Annotated in this window: 13 protein-coding genes; 3 read left to right on the top strand and 10 right to left on the bottom strand. The window is 73.5% G+C overall.

What is annotated here, in order from left to right; genetic code table 11:
* Window positions 1–57 precede the first annotated feature (57 nt).
* Window positions 58–1,611, bottom strand: a complete 1,554-nt coding sequence (guaA, locus tag EFE23_RS18955) for a glutamine-hydrolyzing GMP synthase (RefSeq protein WP_123242278.1) — start codon at window positions 1,609–1,611, stop codon at window positions 58–60.
* Between the two features lie 89 nt (window positions 1,612–1,700).
* Entirely contained in the window at window positions 1,701–3,398 is a 1,698-nt protein-coding gene (locus EFE23_RS18950; RefSeq protein WP_123242277.1) for an FAD-dependent oxidoreductase, read from the bottom strand.
* Window positions 3,399–3,541: 143 nt separating this feature from the next.
* Here EFE23_RS18950 and EFE23_RS18945 point away from each other — a divergent pair, with 143 nt between their 5' ends.
* Entirely contained in the window at window positions 3,542–4,639 is a 1,098-nt protein-coding gene (locus EFE23_RS18945) for an LCP family protein (RefSeq protein WP_123242276.1), read from the top strand.
* Between the two features lie 58 nt (window positions 4,640–4,697).
* On the opposite strand, the gene EFE23_RS18940 is transcribed toward EFE23_RS18945, so the two are convergent.
* From EFE23_RS18940 to guaB, 4 genes are all read right to left on the bottom strand, one after another.
* Entirely contained in the window at window positions 4,698–6,161 is a 1,464-nt protein-coding gene (locus EFE23_RS18940; protein WP_373684024.1) for a M1 family metallopeptidase, read from the bottom strand.
* A gap of 87 nt (window positions 6,162–6,248) precedes the next feature.
* On the bottom strand, window positions 6,249–7,640 hold the full coding sequence (locus EFE23_RS18935) for a M1 family metallopeptidase (protein WP_123242275.1): 1,392 nt from the start codon (window positions 7,638–7,640) through the stop codon (window positions 6,249–6,251).
* Between the two features lie 76 nt (window positions 7,641–7,716).
* The gene (locus EFE23_RS18930) at window positions 7,717–8,835 is read right to left on the bottom strand and encodes a GuaB3 family IMP dehydrogenase-related protein (protein ID WP_123242274.1); all 1,119 of its coding nucleotides are present in this window, start codon (window positions 8,833–8,835) and stop codon (window positions 7,717–7,719) included.
* A gap of 30 nt (window positions 8,836–8,865) precedes the next feature.
* The gene (gene guaB, locus EFE23_RS18925) at window positions 8,866–10,428 is read right to left on the bottom strand and encodes an IMP dehydrogenase (RefSeq protein ID WP_123242273.1); all 1,563 of its coding nucleotides are present in this window, start codon (window positions 10,426–10,428) and stop codon (window positions 8,866–8,868) included.
* 198 nt (window positions 10,429–10,626) lie between these two features.
* On the opposite strand from guaB, the gene EFE23_RS18920 reads away from it, so the two are divergent.
* Complete coding sequence (locus EFE23_RS18920) at window positions 10,627–11,031, top strand: DUF5319 domain-containing protein (protein WP_123242272.1); 405 nt, start codon at window positions 10,627–10,629, stop codon at window positions 11,029–11,031.
* Between the two features lie 21 nt (window positions 11,032–11,052).
* Here EFE23_RS18920 and EFE23_RS18915 read toward each other — a convergent pair whose 3' ends face one another.
* Complete coding sequence (locus EFE23_RS18915; RefSeq protein WP_123242271.1) at window positions 11,053–11,877, bottom strand: helix-turn-helix transcriptional regulator; 825 nt, start codon at window positions 11,875–11,877, stop codon at window positions 11,053–11,055.
* Between the two features lie 253 nt (window positions 11,878–12,130).
* Between EFE23_RS18915 and EFE23_RS18910 the strand changes: the two genes are divergently transcribed.
* Window positions 12,131–12,514 carry a WhiB family transcriptional regulator gene (locus EFE23_RS18910; RefSeq protein WP_123242282.1) on the top strand — a complete coding sequence of 128 codons (384 nt, stop codon included), beginning with the start codon at window positions 12,131–12,133 and terminating at the stop codon, window positions 12,512–12,514.
* Window positions 12,515–12,801: 287 nt separating this feature from the next.
* Here EFE23_RS18910 and EFE23_RS18905 read toward each other — a convergent pair whose 3' ends face one another.
* The 3 genes from EFE23_RS18905 to groES form a co-directional block, all read right to left on the bottom strand.
* Window positions 12,802–14,457, bottom strand: a complete 1,656-nt coding sequence (locus tag EFE23_RS18905) for a molybdopterin-dependent oxidoreductase (RefSeq protein WP_123242270.1) — start codon at window positions 14,455–14,457, stop codon at window positions 12,802–12,804.
* Between the two features lie 125 nt (window positions 14,458–14,582).
* A complete protein-coding gene (groL, locus tag EFE23_RS18900) occupies window positions 14,583–16,229 on the bottom strand; it encodes a chaperonin GroEL (RefSeq protein ID WP_123242269.1) in 1,647 nt (548 codons plus the stop codon).
* A 70-nt stretch (window positions 16,230–16,299) separates the two neighbouring features.
* Window positions 16,300–16,608 (bottom strand): co-chaperone GroES, encoded by a 309-nt coding sequence (groES, locus tag EFE23_RS18895; RefSeq protein ID WP_012015047.1) that lies wholly within the window; start codon window positions 16,606–16,608, stop codon window positions 16,300–16,302.
* Window positions 16,609–16,853: the final 245 nt, after the last annotated feature.

Below are 16,853 nucleotides of genomic sequence, written 5' to 3'. Positions count from 1 at the left end.
AGCCGGAGACCCGGCCGGCGCCTCAGCCGCCGACGCCGCCGGCGGCGTGAGCCGGGCTCACTCCCACTCGATGGTGCCCGGCGGCTTGCTGGTCACGTCCAGGACCACCCGGTTGACCTCGGCGACCTCGTTGGTGATCCGGGTGGAGATCCGGGCCACCACCTCGTACGGCAGCCGCGACCAGTCGGCGGTCATCGCGTCCTCGCTGGAGACCGGGCGCAGCACCACGGGATGCCCGTAGCTGCGCCCGTCACCCTGCACGCCGACGCTGCGGACGTCGGCCAGCAGCACCACCGGGAACTGCCAGACGCCCCGGTCCAGCCCGGCGGCGCTGAGCTCCTGCCGGGCGATCAGGTCGGCCTTGCGCAGCACCGCGAGCCGCTCCTCGTCGACCGCGCCGATGATCCGGATGGCCAGGCCCGGGCCGGGGAACGGGTGCCGCCAGACCATCGCCTCCGGCAGGCCCAGCTGGAGGCCCAGCGTGCGGACCTCGTCCTTGAAGAGGGTGCGCAGCGGCTCCACCAGGGCGAACTTCAGGTCCTCGGGGAGGCCGCCGACGTTGTGGTGGCTCTTGATGTTGGCGGTGCCGGTGCCGCCGCCGGACTCCACCACGTCCGGGTAGAGGGTGCCCTGCACCAGGAACTCGACGTCGCCGTGCGCGGCGATCTCCCGGGCGGCGGCCTCGAAGACCCGGATGAACTCCCGGCCGATGATCTTGCGCTTCTGCTCCGGGTCGGTCACCCCGGCGAGGGCCCCGAGGAACCGCTCCCGGGCATCGACCACCTTGAGCTTGATGCCGGTGGCGGCGACGTAGTCCTTCTCCACCTGCTCGGCCTCACCGGCCCGCAGCAGGCCATGGTCGACGAAGACGCAGGTGAGCTGGTCGCCGACGGCCTTGTGCACCAGCGCCGCGGCCACCGCGGAGTCGACGCCGCCGCTCAGGCCGCAGATGACCTCCTTGTCGCCGACCTGCTCCCGGATCCGGGCCACCTGCTCGTCGATGATGTTCTCGGGCGTCCAGGTGGGCTCGATCCCGGCGATGTCGTGCAGGAATCGGGTGAGCATCTCCTGGCCGTGCGCGGTGTGCCCGACCTCGGGGTGGAACTGCACCCCGGCCCGACGGCCGGTCAGGTCCTCGAACGCGGCGACCGGCGCGCCCGCCGACTCGGCGGTGACCGTGAAGCCGACCGGCGCCTCGGTGACGCAGTCGCCGTGGCTCATCCAGACCGGCAGGTCGTCCGGGAGGTCGCGGAGCAGCACACCGGCCTCCGGGCGCGGGTGCAGCGGGGTGCCGCCGTACTCCCGGTTGCCGGTCTGCGCCACCGTGCCACCGAGGGCCTGGGCCATCGCCTGGAAGCCGTAGCAGATGCCGAAGACGGGCACCCCGGAGTTGAACATCCCGGCGTCGATCTGCGGGGCGCCCGGCGCGTAGACGCTGGACGGGCCGCCGGACAGGATGATCGCGGCCGGGTTCTTCGCCAGCATCTCGGACACCGGCATGGAATGCGGGACGATCTCCGAGTAGACCTTCGCCTCGCGCACGCGGCGCGCGATGAGCTGGGCGTACTGGGCTCCGAAGTCCACCACGAGGACGGGGCGAGGCGTGCTCATGTGCAGAAAGCCTACCGACCGTCACCGCCCCGGCGGGCCGCGCCCCGGTGTGTCGCGCGCCGCGTCCGCCGCCGCCCCGGCCGGCCTGCTCAGGGGCGCAGGGCGGCGGGGGCGTGCGCCGGAACGGCCGGCTCCCGGGGCGGGACCGGGTCGACCCGGCGGTACGCGGCGCCGAGCGGCGGGCGGGGGTCCGCCTCGCCCTTGTTCGGCCAGCAGGACATCGCCCGCTCGGCCTGCGCGGTGATGGTCAGCGACGGGTTGACCCCCAGGTTCGCCGAGACCGCCGCCCCGTCCACCACGTGCAGCCCCGGGTGGCCGTAGACCCGGTGGTACGGGTCGATCACGCCACGCTCCGGGCTGTCGCCGATCGCCGCGCCGCCGAGGATGTGCGCGGTCACCGGGATGTTGAACGGCTCGGTGACCGCGCCGCCGGGGGTGCCGTCGATCTCCTCGGCGAGCAGCCGGACCGCCTGGTTGCCGGCCGGGATCCAGGTCGGGTTGGGCGCACCGTGCCCGGGGCCGGAGACCAGCCGCCGGCCGAACGGGCCACGCCGCAGCCGGGTGGTGAGCGAGTTGTCGACCGACTGCATGACCAGGGCGATCACCGTGCGCTCGGACCAGTTGCGGACCGAGAGCATCCGGGCGGCCAGCGCGGGCTGGGTGACGATGCTGGCCAGCCAGCGCCGGACCCGGTGCGGCCCGCCGTCGACCAGCAGCGACTGGAGCAGGCCCATCGCGTTGGCGCCCTTGCCGTACCGGACCGGCTCGATGTGGGTCTGCGGGTCGGGGTGGAAGGAGCTGGTGATCGCCACCCCCTCGGTGAAGTCGAGCCCGCGCTGCCGGGCCTGCCGCGGCCCGACCGAGGCGCCGAGGATCGCCTCCGAGTTGGTCCGGGTCAGCTCGCCGAGCCGGGGCGAGAGCCCGGGCAGCGCGCCGGTGGCCCGCATCTCGTGCAGCAGCCGCTGGGTGCCGAGCGCGCCGGCGGCGAAGACCACCTGGTCGGCGTGGATCACCTGGCGGCGCTTGCGCAGCCAGGCGCCGGTGCGCTCGGTGTGCACCTCGTACCCGCCGCCGGCTGCGGGCCGGACCGCGGTCACCGTGGTCAACGCATGGACCTGGACCCCCTGCCGCTCGGCCAGCCAGAGGTAGTTCTTGACCAGGGTGTTCTTCGCGCCGTGCCGGCAGCCGGTCATGCAGGCGCCGCAGTGGTTGCAGCCGGTCCGCTCCGGTCCGGCCCCGCCGAAGTACGGGTCGGCGACCCGCTCGCCGGGCCGGCCGATGTGCACGCCGACCGGGGTGGCGTGGAAGGTGTGGCCCACCCCCATCCGCTCGGCCACCGCCCGCATCGCCCGGTCCGCGCCGGTGACGATCGGGTACGTGGTGACGCCGAGCATCCGCTTCGCCTGGTCGTAGTGGCGGGCCAGCTCGTCGCGCCAGTCGGTGATGTCCCGCCACTGCGGGTCGGCGTAGAAGGCGTCGAGCGGTTCGTAGAGGGTGTTCGCGTAGACCAGCGAGCCGCCGCCCACCCCGGCGCCGGAGAGCACCAGCACCCCGCCGCCGGCCTTCCGGTCGGCCGAGCGGAGCAGGGTGATCCGTTGCAGCCCGTAGCAACCGAGCTTCGGGGCCCAGAGGAATCGCCGGGCCCGCCAGGAGGTCTCCGGGAACTCGTCGTCGGCGAAGCGCCGGCCGGCCTCCAGCACGCCGACCGTGTAGCCCTTCTCGGCCAGTCGCAGCGCGGTGACGCTGCCGCCGAAGCCGGAACCGATGACGACCACGTCGTACCGCATGAACGCATCATTACCGACGGGTAGCTATAGCGCCAGCACGAGTTTTTCGCAGATCATGCAGAGCGCTCGATGATCCGGGATTCCCAGCGCCGCAACCGGCGGCACGCCTCGCGCGTCGAGTACACGGGGGAAGGAGAGCCGCGATGACGCGACGACGGTGGGTACTGGGCCTGGCGGCGCTGGTGGCCGTGCTGGTGGTCGCCGCCGGCGCGGTGGTGGTCACCCGGCTGGTCTCCCACCCGGCGCCCGCCCCGGTCGCCGGCTCCGCCACCCCCACCCCGTCGGCCGGCCCGCCGACCCCGGCCAGCCCCACCCCGCCCCCGGGCGCCGACCTCAAGGGTCCGCTCAACCTGCTGCTGATCGGGGTGGACACCCGGGTCAGCGTGCCGGGCTGGGAGCCGCACGCCGACTCCGTACTGGTCCTGCACGTGCCGGCCGGACTGGACCGGGCGTACCTCTTCTCCCTCCCCCGCGACCTGGTGGTGGACATCCCGAAGTACGCCAAGTCCGGCTACCCGGGTGGCCGGACCAAGCTCACCCACGCGATGAGCTACGGCAGCCGGGTCCCCGGCGACAAGCTGCACCCCAGCACCGCCCAGGGGTACGAGCTGCTGCGCAACACCGTCAGCCGGTACACCGGGCTGCGCATCGACGCCGGCGCGGTGATCACCTTCACCGGCTTCGACAAGCTGGTGACCGCCCTCGGCGGCGTGGACCTCTATGTCGACCAGCGGGTCGCCTCGATCCACCGCCGGCCCGACGGGCATTACCGGGACCGGGTCGGCAGCACCTATGTGGGACCGCAGATGGTCTACCAGAAGGGCAACCGGCATCTGAACGGCTGGCAGGCGCTGGACTACGCCCGGCAGCGGTACACCGCCGGCGGCGACTACACCCGGCAGCGGCACCAGCAGCAGCTCATCCGTGCCCTGGCCCGCAAGATCCTCGACCAGGAGCTGGCCCGGGACCCGGACCGGGTCCAGCAGGTGGTCGACCGGCTCGGCCAGACCCTGGTCTACATCGGTGGCGGGCGGCGCCTCATCGACTTCGCGTACGCCCTCGGCGGGCTGCCGGGCGACCGTTTCGTCCTGGTCGGGCTCCCCGGCGACGCGGTGGGCAGCGGCGGGTCGTACCGCGGCGAGCAGCTCGAACCGGTGGGCCGGCAGTTCCTCGCCGCCCTGCGCGGCGGCACCGCCGACGCGTTCCTCAAGGCCCACCCCACGCTCCGGGTGAAAACCTGAGCAGAGCTGTTAAGAGGGGGCCCCTTCTCTACCGGAGGCGTTAAGAAGGGGCCCTTCCTTACCGGGCCTTCGGGGCGGCGGGACGCTCGGTGCCGTACAGCCAGGCGTCGAAGAGCTTGTCGAGCTTCTTGTGCGAGACCCGCTCGGCGAGCGCGACGAACTCGGCCGTGGTCCCGTTGCCGTTCTTCTTCTCCGCCGCCCAGGTGCGCAGGATGGTGAAGAAGGCGCTGTCACCCACGGCCAACCGGAGCGCGTGCACGGTCATCCCGCCCCGGTCGTAGACCGACCGGCCGAACAGGTTCGCCATCCCGGGCTTGCCCGGCGGGGTACGCCAGACCTGCCCGGACGCCGTCGCGTACCTCTGCTCGAAGGTGCGCTGCACGGTCGAGGAGCCGGTGTGCTCGGCCCAGAGCCACTCGCCGTAGGTGGCCAGCCCCTCGTTCAGCCAGATGTCCTGCCACCTGGCCAGCGACACGCTGTCGCCGAACCACTGGTGGGCCAGCTCGTGCGCGACCACCCCGGTGTTGTCGCCCTGCCGGAAGAACCCGGCCGAGTAGACCGGCCGGCTCTGCGTCTCCAGCGCGTACCGGATCCGGTCGTCGGCCACCACCACCCCGCCGTACGCGTCGAACGGGTAGGGCCCGAAGACGCTCTCCAGGTAGTCGGCGACCTCGACGGTCCGGGCGACCGACCGGTCCGGGGCCCCGTCGGCCACCTTCGTGGTGACCGCGTGGTACACCGGCCGTCCCTTGTGCTCCCCGGTGGTGACCCGGAACTTCCCGATCACCACGGTGCTGAGGTAGCTGGCCATCGGCGCGTCCTCCGACCACGCGAAGGTGGCCCAGTCACCGCGCACGGTCCGGCCCTTCGGCACACCGTTGCTGACCGCGGTGAGCTCCTTCGGCACGGTGATCTCGAAGTCGTAGGTGGCCTTGTCGGAGGGGTGGTCGTTGACCGGGTACCAGGTGCTCGCCGACTCCGGCTGGCCCAGCGCGACGGCCCCGTCGGAGGTGTGCAGCCAACCGCCCTCGCCGAGCACGTCGTTGCGCAGCGCGGCCGGCACGCCGTCGTACCGGATCTCCGCGACGAAACCGTTCCCCGAGGTCAACGCGGTGGCCGGGGTGATGACCAGCTCGTCGTCGGCCCGCGCGTGCCGGGCCTTGACCCCGTCCACGGTGACCGATCGGACGGTCAGCCCGGCCAGGTCCAGGTTGAAGGCGGAGAGGTTGGCGGTGGCGGTGGCCCGCAGCGTGGTGGTGCCGCTCAGGCGGTCGGTGGCCGGGTCGTAGCGGATCTTCACCGTGTAGTGGGCGACGTCGTAGCCGCCGTTGCCGTAGCTCGGGACGTAGGGGTCGCCGGCGCCGGCCGCGCCGGGCCCGACGCTGCGGGCGGCGCTCGGGGTGGGCCCGACCGGCGCCGGGGCGGCCGGTCCCGGCGCGGTGGATCCGCAGCCGCCGAGCAGCAGCGCGCCGGTGACCAGCAGCCCGAGCCGTCGTCGTGCACTCCGCCGCGCCAGCGCCATCGCCTCGATCCCTCCCCGGGCGCGCGAGCCGGGCCGCCCCGGGCCGCTCCGCCCGCGGCAGCCTACCGACCGCCGGTCACACCCGCGTCACGGCAGGGCCGGTGCGGTCGCGCCCACCAGCCAGGCGTCGAGGAGCGGGCGGAGCGGGCGGCCGGCCACCCGCTCGGCGTACCCGGCGAAGTCGGCGGTGGTGGCGGTGCCGTCCCGCCGCTCGGCCAGCCAGCCGCGCAGGATCCGGAAGAAGGTCTCGTCGCCCACCGCCCGGCGCAGCGCGTGCACGGCGAGCGCGCCGCGCTGGTAGACCGCGTCGCCGAACATCGCCGCCCGACCCGGGTCCAGCGAGGGCTTCGTCCAGTCGGTGGCCGCGTAGGCGGTGGCGAAGGACTCCGCGACCCGGCGGCCACCGTCGTGCTCGTTCCAGAGCCATTCCGCGTACGTGGCGAAGCCCTCGTTGAGCCAGATGTCCTGCCACCTGGCCACCGAGACGCTGTCGCCGAACCACTGGTGGGCCAGCTCGTGCGCGATCACCTCGGTGTTCGGCCGGCCGCCGACGAAGAACCCCGGCCCGTAGACCGGCCGGGTCTGCGCCTCCAGCGCGTACCGGATCCGCTCGTCGGCGACCGCGATCCCGCCGTACGCGTCGAACGGGTACGGCCCGAACCGGCCGGCCAGGAAGTCCGCGACCTCCCCGGTGCGGGCCACCGACGCGGCCGCCGGCCCGTCCGCGGGCAGCCCGGCGGCGACCGCCGTGACCAGGGGCTTCCCGGCATGCGTGCCGGTGGACACCCGGTAGTCGCCGATCACCAGGGTGGTCAGGTAGCTGGCCATCGGGGACGCCTCGGCCCAGCGCCAGGTGGTCCAGCCGGCCTGACTGGACCGTCCCTTCGGCACGCCGTTGCTCAGCGCGGCGAGTCCGTCGGGGACGGTCACCTCGACGTCGTAGCTGGCCTTGTCGGAGGGATGGTCGTTGACCGGGTACCAGGTGCTCGCCGACTCCGGCTGGCCGAGCGCGATCGCGCCGTCTCCGGTGGCGTGGAAGCCGCCGTCGCCGAGTTCGGCGTTGGGCAGCGGCCGCGGCACCCCGCCGTACCCGACCTCGACGGTGAACCGCCGCCCCGCCGGCAGGCCGCGGGCCGGGGTGACGACCAGCTCGGTGCCGTCGCGCCGGTGCTTCGCCGGGGCGCCGTCGACGCGTACCCGGTCGACGGTGAGGCCGGCCAGGTCGAGGTGGAACCGGGACAGGCCGGTGGTGGCGGTCGCGGTGACGGTGGCCAGGCCGGTGAGCCGGTCGTCGGCCGGGTCGTAACGCAGGCGCAGCGCGTAGTGGTCGACGTCGTAGCCGCCGTTGCCGGCCCCCGGCACGTACGGGTCGCCCGCGTCGGCCGCCCCGGGCCGGAACCGGCCGTCGCCCCCGGTGCACCCGCCGGCCAGCAGCGCGACGGCCAACGCCGCCGCCGGCCACCACCGCCCCCGCGTCACCCGCCGAGCCTAGAACGGGCGGCGGCGCGGGTGGGACGGAATCCACACCCGCGCCGCCGGTCGTCGGCGCCTCCGGTCAGCGGTCGAGGACCAGGCCGACCTTCTGGAACTCCTTGAGGTCGCGGTACCCGCACTTGGCCATCGCCCGGCGCAGGCCGCCGAACAGGTTGAGCTGGCCGTCCGGCTCGTCGGCCGGGCCGAAGAGCAGCTTCTCCATCGAGCCCAGCGGCTCGCCGGCCACCTCGAACGCGCCACGCGGCAGGGACGGGTGGCTGGCCGCCGAGTGCCACCAGGCGCCGCCGGCCGGGGCCTCCTCGCAGAGCGAGAGCGGCTCACCGAGCATCACCGCGTCCGCGCCGCAGCCGAGCGCCTTGGCGATGTCGCCGGAGGTCTGCATGTCGCCGTCGGCGATCAGGTGCACGTACCGGCCGCCGGTCTCGTCCAGGTAGTCGCGGCGGGCCGCGGCGGCGTCGGCGATGGCGGTGGCCATCGGCACCCGGATGCCGAGCACCGACTCGGTGGTCGACCAGTCGTCGCCGCCGATGCCGACGATGACGCCAGCCGCGCCGGTCCGCATCAGGTGCAGCGCGGTCTTGTAGTCGGTGCAGCCGCCGACGATGACCGGCAGGTCGAGGTCGGCGATGAACTCCTTGAGGTTCAGCGGCTCGTCGGTGGTGGAGACGTGCTCGGCGGAGACGATGGTGCCCTGGATGACCAGGATGTCCACGCCGGCGTCGAGGATCACCGGGGCGAGCGCGAGGGTGTGCTGCGGCGAGACCCGGACGGCCACCGTGCCGCCGCCGGCCCGCAGCTCGCGGACCCGCTCGGCGATCAGGTCGGGGCGGATCGGCTCGGCGTACACCTCCTGGAGGCGCTTGGTCGCCCGCGCCTCCTCGTCCAGGCCGGCCAACTCCTCCAGCACCTTGGCCGGGTTCTCGTACCGGGTCCAGAGGCCCTCGACGTTCAGCACGCCGAGGCCGCCGAGCTGACCGAGCCGCACCGCCGAGGAGGGGCTCATGGTGGCGTCGGACGGGTGCCCGACGCAGGGGATGCCGAACTGGTACGCGTCGAGCTGCCACGCGGTCGAGACGTCGTCGACGTCCCGGGTGCGGCGGCTCGGCACGATGGCGATGTCGTCCAGGTGGTAACCGCGCTGCGCGGTCTTGCCCAGCCCGATCTCGACCACGTCACGCATGGGGGACTCCAGGTGGTTGGGGGTGATGGGTCAGCGGGAGTGGTAGTTGGGCGCCTCGACGGTCATCTGGATGTCGTGCGGGTGGCTCTCCTTGAGCCCGGCCGCGGTGATCCGGATGAGCTGGCCGCGCCGGTGCAGCTCGGGGATGCTCTCGGCGCCGACGTACCCCATCGCGGCGCGCAGGCCCCCGACGAGCTGGTGGGCGACCTGGGCGAGCGGGCCCCGGTAGGGCACCTGACCCTCGACGCCCTCGGGCACCAGCTTGTCCTCGGCGAGCACGTCCTGCTGGAAGTACCGGTCCTTGGAGTAGGACCGGCCCTGGCCCCGGGACTGCATCGCGCCGAGCGAGCCCATCCCGCGGTAGGCCTTGTACTGCTTGCCGTTGATGAAGATCAGCTCGCCGGGGCTCTCCTCGCAGCCGGCCAGCAGGCTGCCGAGCATCACGGTGTCCGCGCCGGCGACCAGGGCCTTGGCGATGTCGCCCGAGTACTGGATCCCGCCGTCACCGATCACCGGCACGCCGGCCGGGCGGGCCGCCCGCGCGGCCTCCATGATCGCCGTGACCTGCGGTACGCCCACCCCGGCGACGATCCGGGTGGTGCAGATGGCGCCCGGGCCGACGCCCACCTTCACCCCGTCGGCGCCCGCGTCGACCAGCGCCTTCGCGCCGGCGTAGGTGGCGATGTTGCCGCCGACGATGTCGATGGCGACGTCCTTCTTGAGCCGGGCCACCATCTCCAGCACGGCCCGCTGGTGGCCGTGCGCGGTGTCCACGATCAGCACGTCGACGCCCGCGTCGACCAGGGTGCGGGCCCGCTTGTACGAGTCCTCGCCGACCCCGACGGCGGCGGCGACCCGGAGCCGCCCGGCCGAGTCCTTGGTGGCGTTCGGGTACTGCTCGCTCTTGGTGAAGTCCTTGACCGTGATCAGCCCGCGCAGCTTGCCGGACTCGTCGACGATCGGCAGCTTCTCCACCTTGTGCCGGCGGAGCAGTTCGAGCGCCTCGTCCTTGCGCACCCCGACCGAGGCGGTGACCAGCGGGGTGCGGGTCATGATCTCCCGGACCGGGGTGGCCGGGTCGGAGACGAAGCGCATGTCGCGGTTGGTGACGATGCCGACGAGCTGGCCCTGACCGTCGACCACCGGCACGCCGGAGATGCGGTAGCGGCCGCAGAGCGCGTCGACCTCGCGCAGGGTGTCGTCCGGGCTGGCGGTCACCGGGTTGGTGATCATGCCGGACTCGGAGCGCTTCACCAGGTCGACCTGGAGCGCCTGGTCCTCGACCGACAGGTTGCGGTGCAGCACGCCGATGCCGCCCTGGCGGGCCATGGCGATCGCCATCCGCGCCTCGGTGACGGTGTCCATCGCGCTGGACAGCAGCGGCACGGTCAGCTCGATGTTGCGGGTGAGGCGGGTGCGGGTGTTGACCCGGCTGGGGACGACGTCCGACTCGCCCGGCTGGAGCAGCACGTCGTCGAAGGTCAGCCCGAGCGGCACCACCCGCGCCGAGCCGGCCGGCAGCTCGGGCAGATGGCCGCTCAGCTCGCCACCGTCGACGCCGCCAGGAAGGTCGGTGCTGGGCGAATTCTCCACGATTGCTCCCCTGAGCTGTTCGGACGGGCTTCAGCGAGGTGGCGCGTGCGGGCACCGGGACACGCCGCACAGCGGGCGCGCCGCTTCATCGTACCCATTGAGCTGCGCCGCCCCGGGCAGCGGCGGGTCCGGGTAGGCGGGGCCACAGGGACCGCCCGGGGGCGGGCTTTCCGGCCCCACTGCGACTACGGTGAGGGGGTGCACGACGAGCCCATCGACCCGTTCAACGGCGACCCGGCCGATCCGGCTGCCGGCCTGCACGACCCGCGCGAGGACGACCCGCTCGACCCGCTGACCGAGGTCGAACGGCAGGACGTCCTGGAGGACCTCGCCGACCTGGAGATCTACCAGGCGCTGCTCCAGCCGATCGGGGTGCGCGGCCTGGTCATCGAGTGCGAGGACTGCCGCGAGCCGCACTACTTCGACTGGGATCTGCTCCGCGGCAACCTGCGCCACCTGCTCAACTCCGGACGGCCGCGGGTGCACGAGCCGGCCTACGACCCGGACCCGGACCACTACGTCAGCTGGGACTACGCCCGGGGGTACGCCGACGGCGTGCACGACACCCTGACCGAGGGCACCGAGGACTCCGCCGAGCAGTGACGGCGAGCCCGCCCTGGTCGGTCAGGCGACCAGGCCGGCGCGGAAGCCCGCCGCGACGGCGTGCGCCCGGTCCCGGGCGCCGAGCTTGCGGAACAGCCGGCGAGCGTGCGTCTTGACGGTGTCCTCCGAGACGAACAGCTCCCGCCCGATCTCCGCGTTGCTCTTCCCCTCGGCCATCCCCAGCAGCACCTGAAGCTCCCGCTCGGTGAGCCCGACCGCGCTGCGCGGGGTACGCCCGCCGGTCCGCGGGGCCCCGCCGGCCGGCGTCGGCTCCGGCTCGCCGCCGGCCGCCTCCGCCGGGTCGTCGCCGCGCTGCACCGGGACCACTGTGGGTGCCCCGCCGGGGCCCTCCCCCGGCGCCGCCGGCCAGGCCGCCGTCGCTCCGCCCGGGGTACGTCCCGGCGCGTTGGTCCGGACCGGGCCGCCGACCGCGGCCGCGTCCCGGGCCGGGTCGGTCACCCGGTTCCGGGTCGCCCGTCCGGGCGCGGAGAGCAGCAGCAGCGCCTTGGCGACCGCGCTGGTCAGATCGTGGTCGGCGCCCTGGATCAGGCCGCGGGCGCCGGCGTTGATGGTGGCCGCCGCCGCCTCCGACTCCTCGGCGCCGAGCAGCACGACCGCGGCCTGGGGCGCCCGGGCGAGCACCCGGCGCACGAAGCCGGCGCTGTCCGGCCGGGTGAGGGCGGTGTCGGCGAGGACGACGTCGACCGGACGCTCGGCCAGCCGCAACATCACCTCGGGATCGGAGACCGCCGTCCGGACGACGCCGGACAGCCCGAGCCGCGCCGCCGCGGAGGTCAGGTGCTGGGCCGCGAGTGGTGTCCGAACGCACACGAGAACGTTACGCACAGTGGTCTCCTCTCCGACACAGAGTCGACCACGACGGCCTCGGCGTCGGAGGAGGTTCCGGGCAATCATCCGAACTTTTCCGGCAGATGGGGCATATGCCGCCAGTTGTCGAGGTTTTCGATCACGAGATGTGTGAGCACGGGAAAGCCCGGGTACCGAGGGGCCAGTCCGGAAACGGTGTCCCGCGCGGACCGCCGCCCGGTAGCTGGCCACGAAGGATTCTCCGCGGTGCCGCGCGGGAGGAGGGGTGCTGATGTCGAACGTACGTAGACTGCCCGGACCCATCATCGACCTCTGGGACTGGCAGCGTCTCGGCGCCTGCCGGGGCCGCGACAGCGCGCAGTTCTTCCACCCCGACGGCGAGCGGGGCTCCTCGCGGCTGCGCCGCGAGTCCGGCGCCAAGGCGGTCTGCCGGGCCTGCCCGGTCCGGGCCGAGTGCGCCGCGCACGCCCTGTCGGTCCGCGAGCCGTACGGCGTGTGGGGCGGGTTCAGCGAGTCGGAGCGGCTGCGGCTGCTCGCCCTCGGCTGGGAGGACCTGGCCGACCGCCGCCAGACCCGGGTGGATGTCGCCCGTCTGGAGGCCCGCCTCGGCCGGCCGCACAAGTCCGCCGTGCCGGAGCAGCGCAAGGTCGCCTGAGCCGGCCCACCCGACCACCGTCGACGCCGCGCCCCGCACCGGGGCGCGGCGTCGGCGCGTCCGGGCGCGTGAATCGGGTCAACAACGACTCAGCCAGCCGAGCGCCCGGCGGCGTCCGGGCGGGACGGGCCAGGCCGGCCCTTCCGGCCGGGGCCCGGACACGTCCCGGCGGACCGGGGAGTCGGGTGAGTCATCCGTGACATCAGCTCGACAGGCGGATCGAACCCCTCCACCGCCGGGTGGGACCGGACCGGGCCGGCGGACGCCCGCGCCGGGCGAGGGCCCGCTCAGCGCACGGTGACCTTGACCGAGTGCCAGCCGGTGGCGCCGTCCGGCGCGACCGGTCGGCGTTCGGGCGTCTGGGTCACCCCGTCGGCGTCCGTGGCCCGTACCTGGAGGGTGTGCTCCCCCGGGGTCGCGTCCCAGCGCCACGACCACTGCACCCAGGTGTCCACCGAGACGGTCGGGGCGAGCGTGGCCGCCCGCCACGGGCCGCCGTCGACCCGTACCTCGACGGCACGGATGCCACGGTGCTGAGCCCAGGCGACCCCGGCGACCGTCACCGGACCCGCGGTCAGCCGGTTGCGCGGGCGGGGGGTGTCGATCCTCGACTCCGTCTTGATCGGGCCCTGCGCCGACCACCCCCGGGGCACCCAGTACGCGTCGAAGTCGGCGAAGCTGGTCAGCTCCAGCTCGGTCACCCACTTGCAGGCCGAGACGTAGCCGTAGAGGCCGGGCACCACCATGCGGACCGGGAAGCCGTGCTCGACCGGCAGCGGCTCACCGTTCATCCCGACCGCGAGCAGCGCGTCCCGCCCGTCCCGCAGCACGGCCGTCGGGGTGCCGCAGGTCCAGCCGTCCACCGAGCGCCCGACCACCTGGTCGGCGCCCTCCTCCGGGTCCGCCTCGTCCAGCAGCTCTTTGATCGGTACGCCCAGCCAGCGCGCGTTGCCGATCAGGTCCCCGCCCACCTCGTTCGAGACGCAGGCCAGGGTCACGTACCGCTCCACCATCGGCCGGGCGAGCAGCTCCTCGAAGGTCAGCTCGATCGGCTTGCGCACCCGGCCATGGATCCGCAACCGCCAGGTCGCCGGGTCCACCTGCGGCACCACCAGCGCCGTGTCGATCCGGTAGAACCCGCTGTTCGGGGTGACGTACGGGGCGAGCTGGGCCAACGACAGGTCCGCGCCGGCCGGCACCGCGGGCGCGGACGCCGACGGGGCCGGCAGCGTGACCGCCCGCCGGGCCGCCGAAACGCCCCGCCGGCCGGCGAGCCAGTGCCCGCCGAGTCCGGCCACCGCCGCCGTCCCGGCCAGCACGCCGACGCCGCGCAGGAACCGCCGCCGCCCCTCCGGATCGGTCTCCTCCTCGCGCCCTCCGGCACGCCCGCCGCCCGGCGCAGGCCGGGGTTCGCCCGGCGCAGCCGGCCCACCGGGAGCGGCTCGCTCGCCGGGAGCAGCCGGCGCGGCGGATTCGGCCGGGGTCGGCGGCGACCAGGGCCAGAGGTCGGGGGCCAGCGGGCCGGCGATGAGGGCCCAGAGCGTCAGCGCGCCGAGGCCGCCGCCGACCAGCGAGGGCAGCGCGGCGGCGGGGCCGGCGCCGGGCCGGGTCAGCGCGGCGGCCACCCCGAGGGCGGCGAACGCGGCGATGCCCGCCAGGCCGAGCCAGAGCCGGCGGGCGGCGAGCACGCCGAGCAGCCCGGCGATCGCGGCCAGCAGCACCGCCGTCCCGATCAGCAGGGCGATCTTGTCGTGCGTGCCGAAGAGCGAGATGGCGAGGTGCTTGAGGGCCTCCGGCACCAGGTCGACCACCAGCCCGCCGACCGCGATCAGCGGTGCGGAGCGGAAGCCGGTGAGGACGGCCACCGGCTCGGCGACGCCGACGGCCACGGCGGCGGCGGTGACCCCGGCCAGCGCGGCATGGCCGCGGGACAAGCTGCTCACGCCGACCAGTGTTGTCGATCAAACGGGCCGGGCGCCAACCATGTCAGCGTTCCGTAACCAGATACGGGTCGGGGCACACCGCCACGCTGGCGGTGTGCCCCGACGTCAGGCCGTACGGCGCGCGGTCAGAAGCCCGGGCCGTGCTGGTGGCCGTGGCCGTGCGAGTGGCCGTGGCCCCCGGCGGCGGCCGGCTCGGCCTGCTCCGGCTTCTCCACCACCAGGCTCTCGGTGGTGAGCAGCAGGCCGGCGATCGAGGCGGCGTTGGTGACCGCGTTGCGGGTCACCTTCACCGGGTCGATGATGCCGGACTTGACCAGATCGACGTACTCGCCGGCGGCGGCGTCGAGGCCGTTGCCCCACTCCTGCGCGGCGACCTTCTGCACCACCACGTAGCCGTCGTGGCCGGCGTTCTGGGCGATCCAGCGCAGCGGCTCGACCAGCGCCTTGCGCACGATCGAGACACCGACCTTCTCGTCACCGGTCAGGCCCAGGTCGCCGTCGAGGACGGAGAGGATCTGGGCCAGGGCGGCGCCGCCACCCGGGACCGTACCCTCCTCGACCGCGGCCTTGGTCGCGGCGATGGCGTCCTCGATGCGGTGCTTGCGCTCCTTCATCTCGACCTCGGTGGCCGCGCCGACCTTGATCACGGCGATGCCGCCGGAGAGCTTCGCCAGCCGCTCGGCCAGCTTCTCCCGGTCCCACTCGGAGTCCGAGGCCTCGATCTCCTTGCGGATCTGGGCGACCCGGTCGGCGACCTCGGCGGCCTGGCCGCCACCGTCGACGACGGTGGTGTTCTCCTTGTCGACCACCACGCGCCGGGCGGTGCCGAGCACCTCCAGGCCGACCTGGTCGAGCTTGTAGCCCAGCTCGGGCGCGACCAGCTCGGCACCGGTCAGGATCGCCATGTCCTGGAGCATCGCCTTGCGGCGGTCACCGAAGCCGGGGGCCTTCACCGCGCAGACCTTGAGGGTCTTGCGGATCGCGTTGACCACCAGCGTGGACAGGGCCTGGCCCTCGACGTCCTCGGCGATGATCAGCAGCGGCTTGTTGTTCTGGAGGACCTTCTCCAGCAGCGGGAGCAGCTCCTCGATCGCCGAGATCTTCTGCGTGGTGATCAGGATGTACGGGTCCTCCAGGACCGACTCCTGCCCCTCCACGTCGGTGACGAAGTTCGGCGAGATGAAGCCCTTGTCGAACTGGAGACCCTCGGTCACGTCCAGCTCGGTGGTCAGGGCGGAGCCCTCCTCGACGGTGATGACACCGTCGCGGCCGACCTTCTCCATCGCCTCGGCGATCAGCTCGCCGATGGTGGCGTCCTGCGCGGAGATCGTCGCGACGTGCGCGATCGACTCCTTGTCGGCGACCTCCACGGCCTTGCCGAGCAGCGCCTCGGAGACCTTGCCGGCCGCCGCGTCGATGCCCCGCTTGAGGCCGGTCGGGTTGGCCCCGGCGGCCACGTTGCGCAGGCCCTCGCGGACCATGGCCTGGGCCAGCACGGTCGCGGTGGTGGTCCCGTCGCCGGCGACGTCGTTGGTCTTGGTCGCCACCTCCTTGACCAGCTGCGCGCCGAGGTTCTCGTACGGGTTGGTGAGCTCGATCTCCTTGGCGATCGTCACGCCGTCGTTGGTGATCGTGGGCGCACCGAACTTCTTGTCCAGGACGACGTTGCGCCCGCGCGGGCCGAGAGTGACCTTGACCGTGTCCGCGAGGGCGTTGACACCGTGCTCGAGCAGGTGCCGGGCGTCGTCCGAGAAGCTGAGGATCTTCGCCATCAGTATCCCTTCGAAGCGACGTTGCCCCGGCCCGGCGAGCCGGACCGGGGCAACGACACTGATCGGTTGCTTACTTCTCGATGACCGCGAGGACGTCGCGGGCGGAGAGCACCAGGTACTCCTCGCCGGCGTACTTGACCTCGGTGCCGCCGTACTTCGAGTAGAGGACGGTGTCGCCGACCTTGACGTCGATCGGCACGCGGTTGCCCTTGTCGTCGATCCGGCCCGGGCCGACAGCGAGGACGGTGCCCTCCTGCGGCTTCTCCTTGGCGGTGTCGGGGATCACGATGCCCGAGGCGGTGGTGGTCTCGGCCTCGTTCGCCTGGACCACGATGCGGTCCTCGAGCGGCTTGATCGCAACCTTGGTCGCGGTAGTCACGGGCATACCCTCCTGGGGTACTTGGTGTCGTTGCCGGTCGGCACGCCGACCAGCGTCAATCTGCCACATGCCACCGGGCGGGGCCGTCGTCGCGGGTGCCGGTCCGCCTGGCGTTCAACCCCCGGACACCAGGGCCCGGGCGTTGGCACCCTCAGGGCGAGAGTGCTAATCGCAGGTTATTCCTCGGCTAGCACTCCGTCAAGGAGAGTGCCAACGGACCGGCCGGCGAGTCGCGCCGGACCGGC

This window comes from Micromonospora solifontis (genome assembly GCF_003725545.1).
GTDB lineage: Bacteria > Actinomycetota > Actinomycetes > Mycobacteriales > Micromonosporaceae > Micromonospora > Micromonospora solifontis.
The sequence above is the reverse complement of the archived record's forward strand: the minus strand, read 5'-3'. Positions and strand labels throughout refer to the sequence as shown.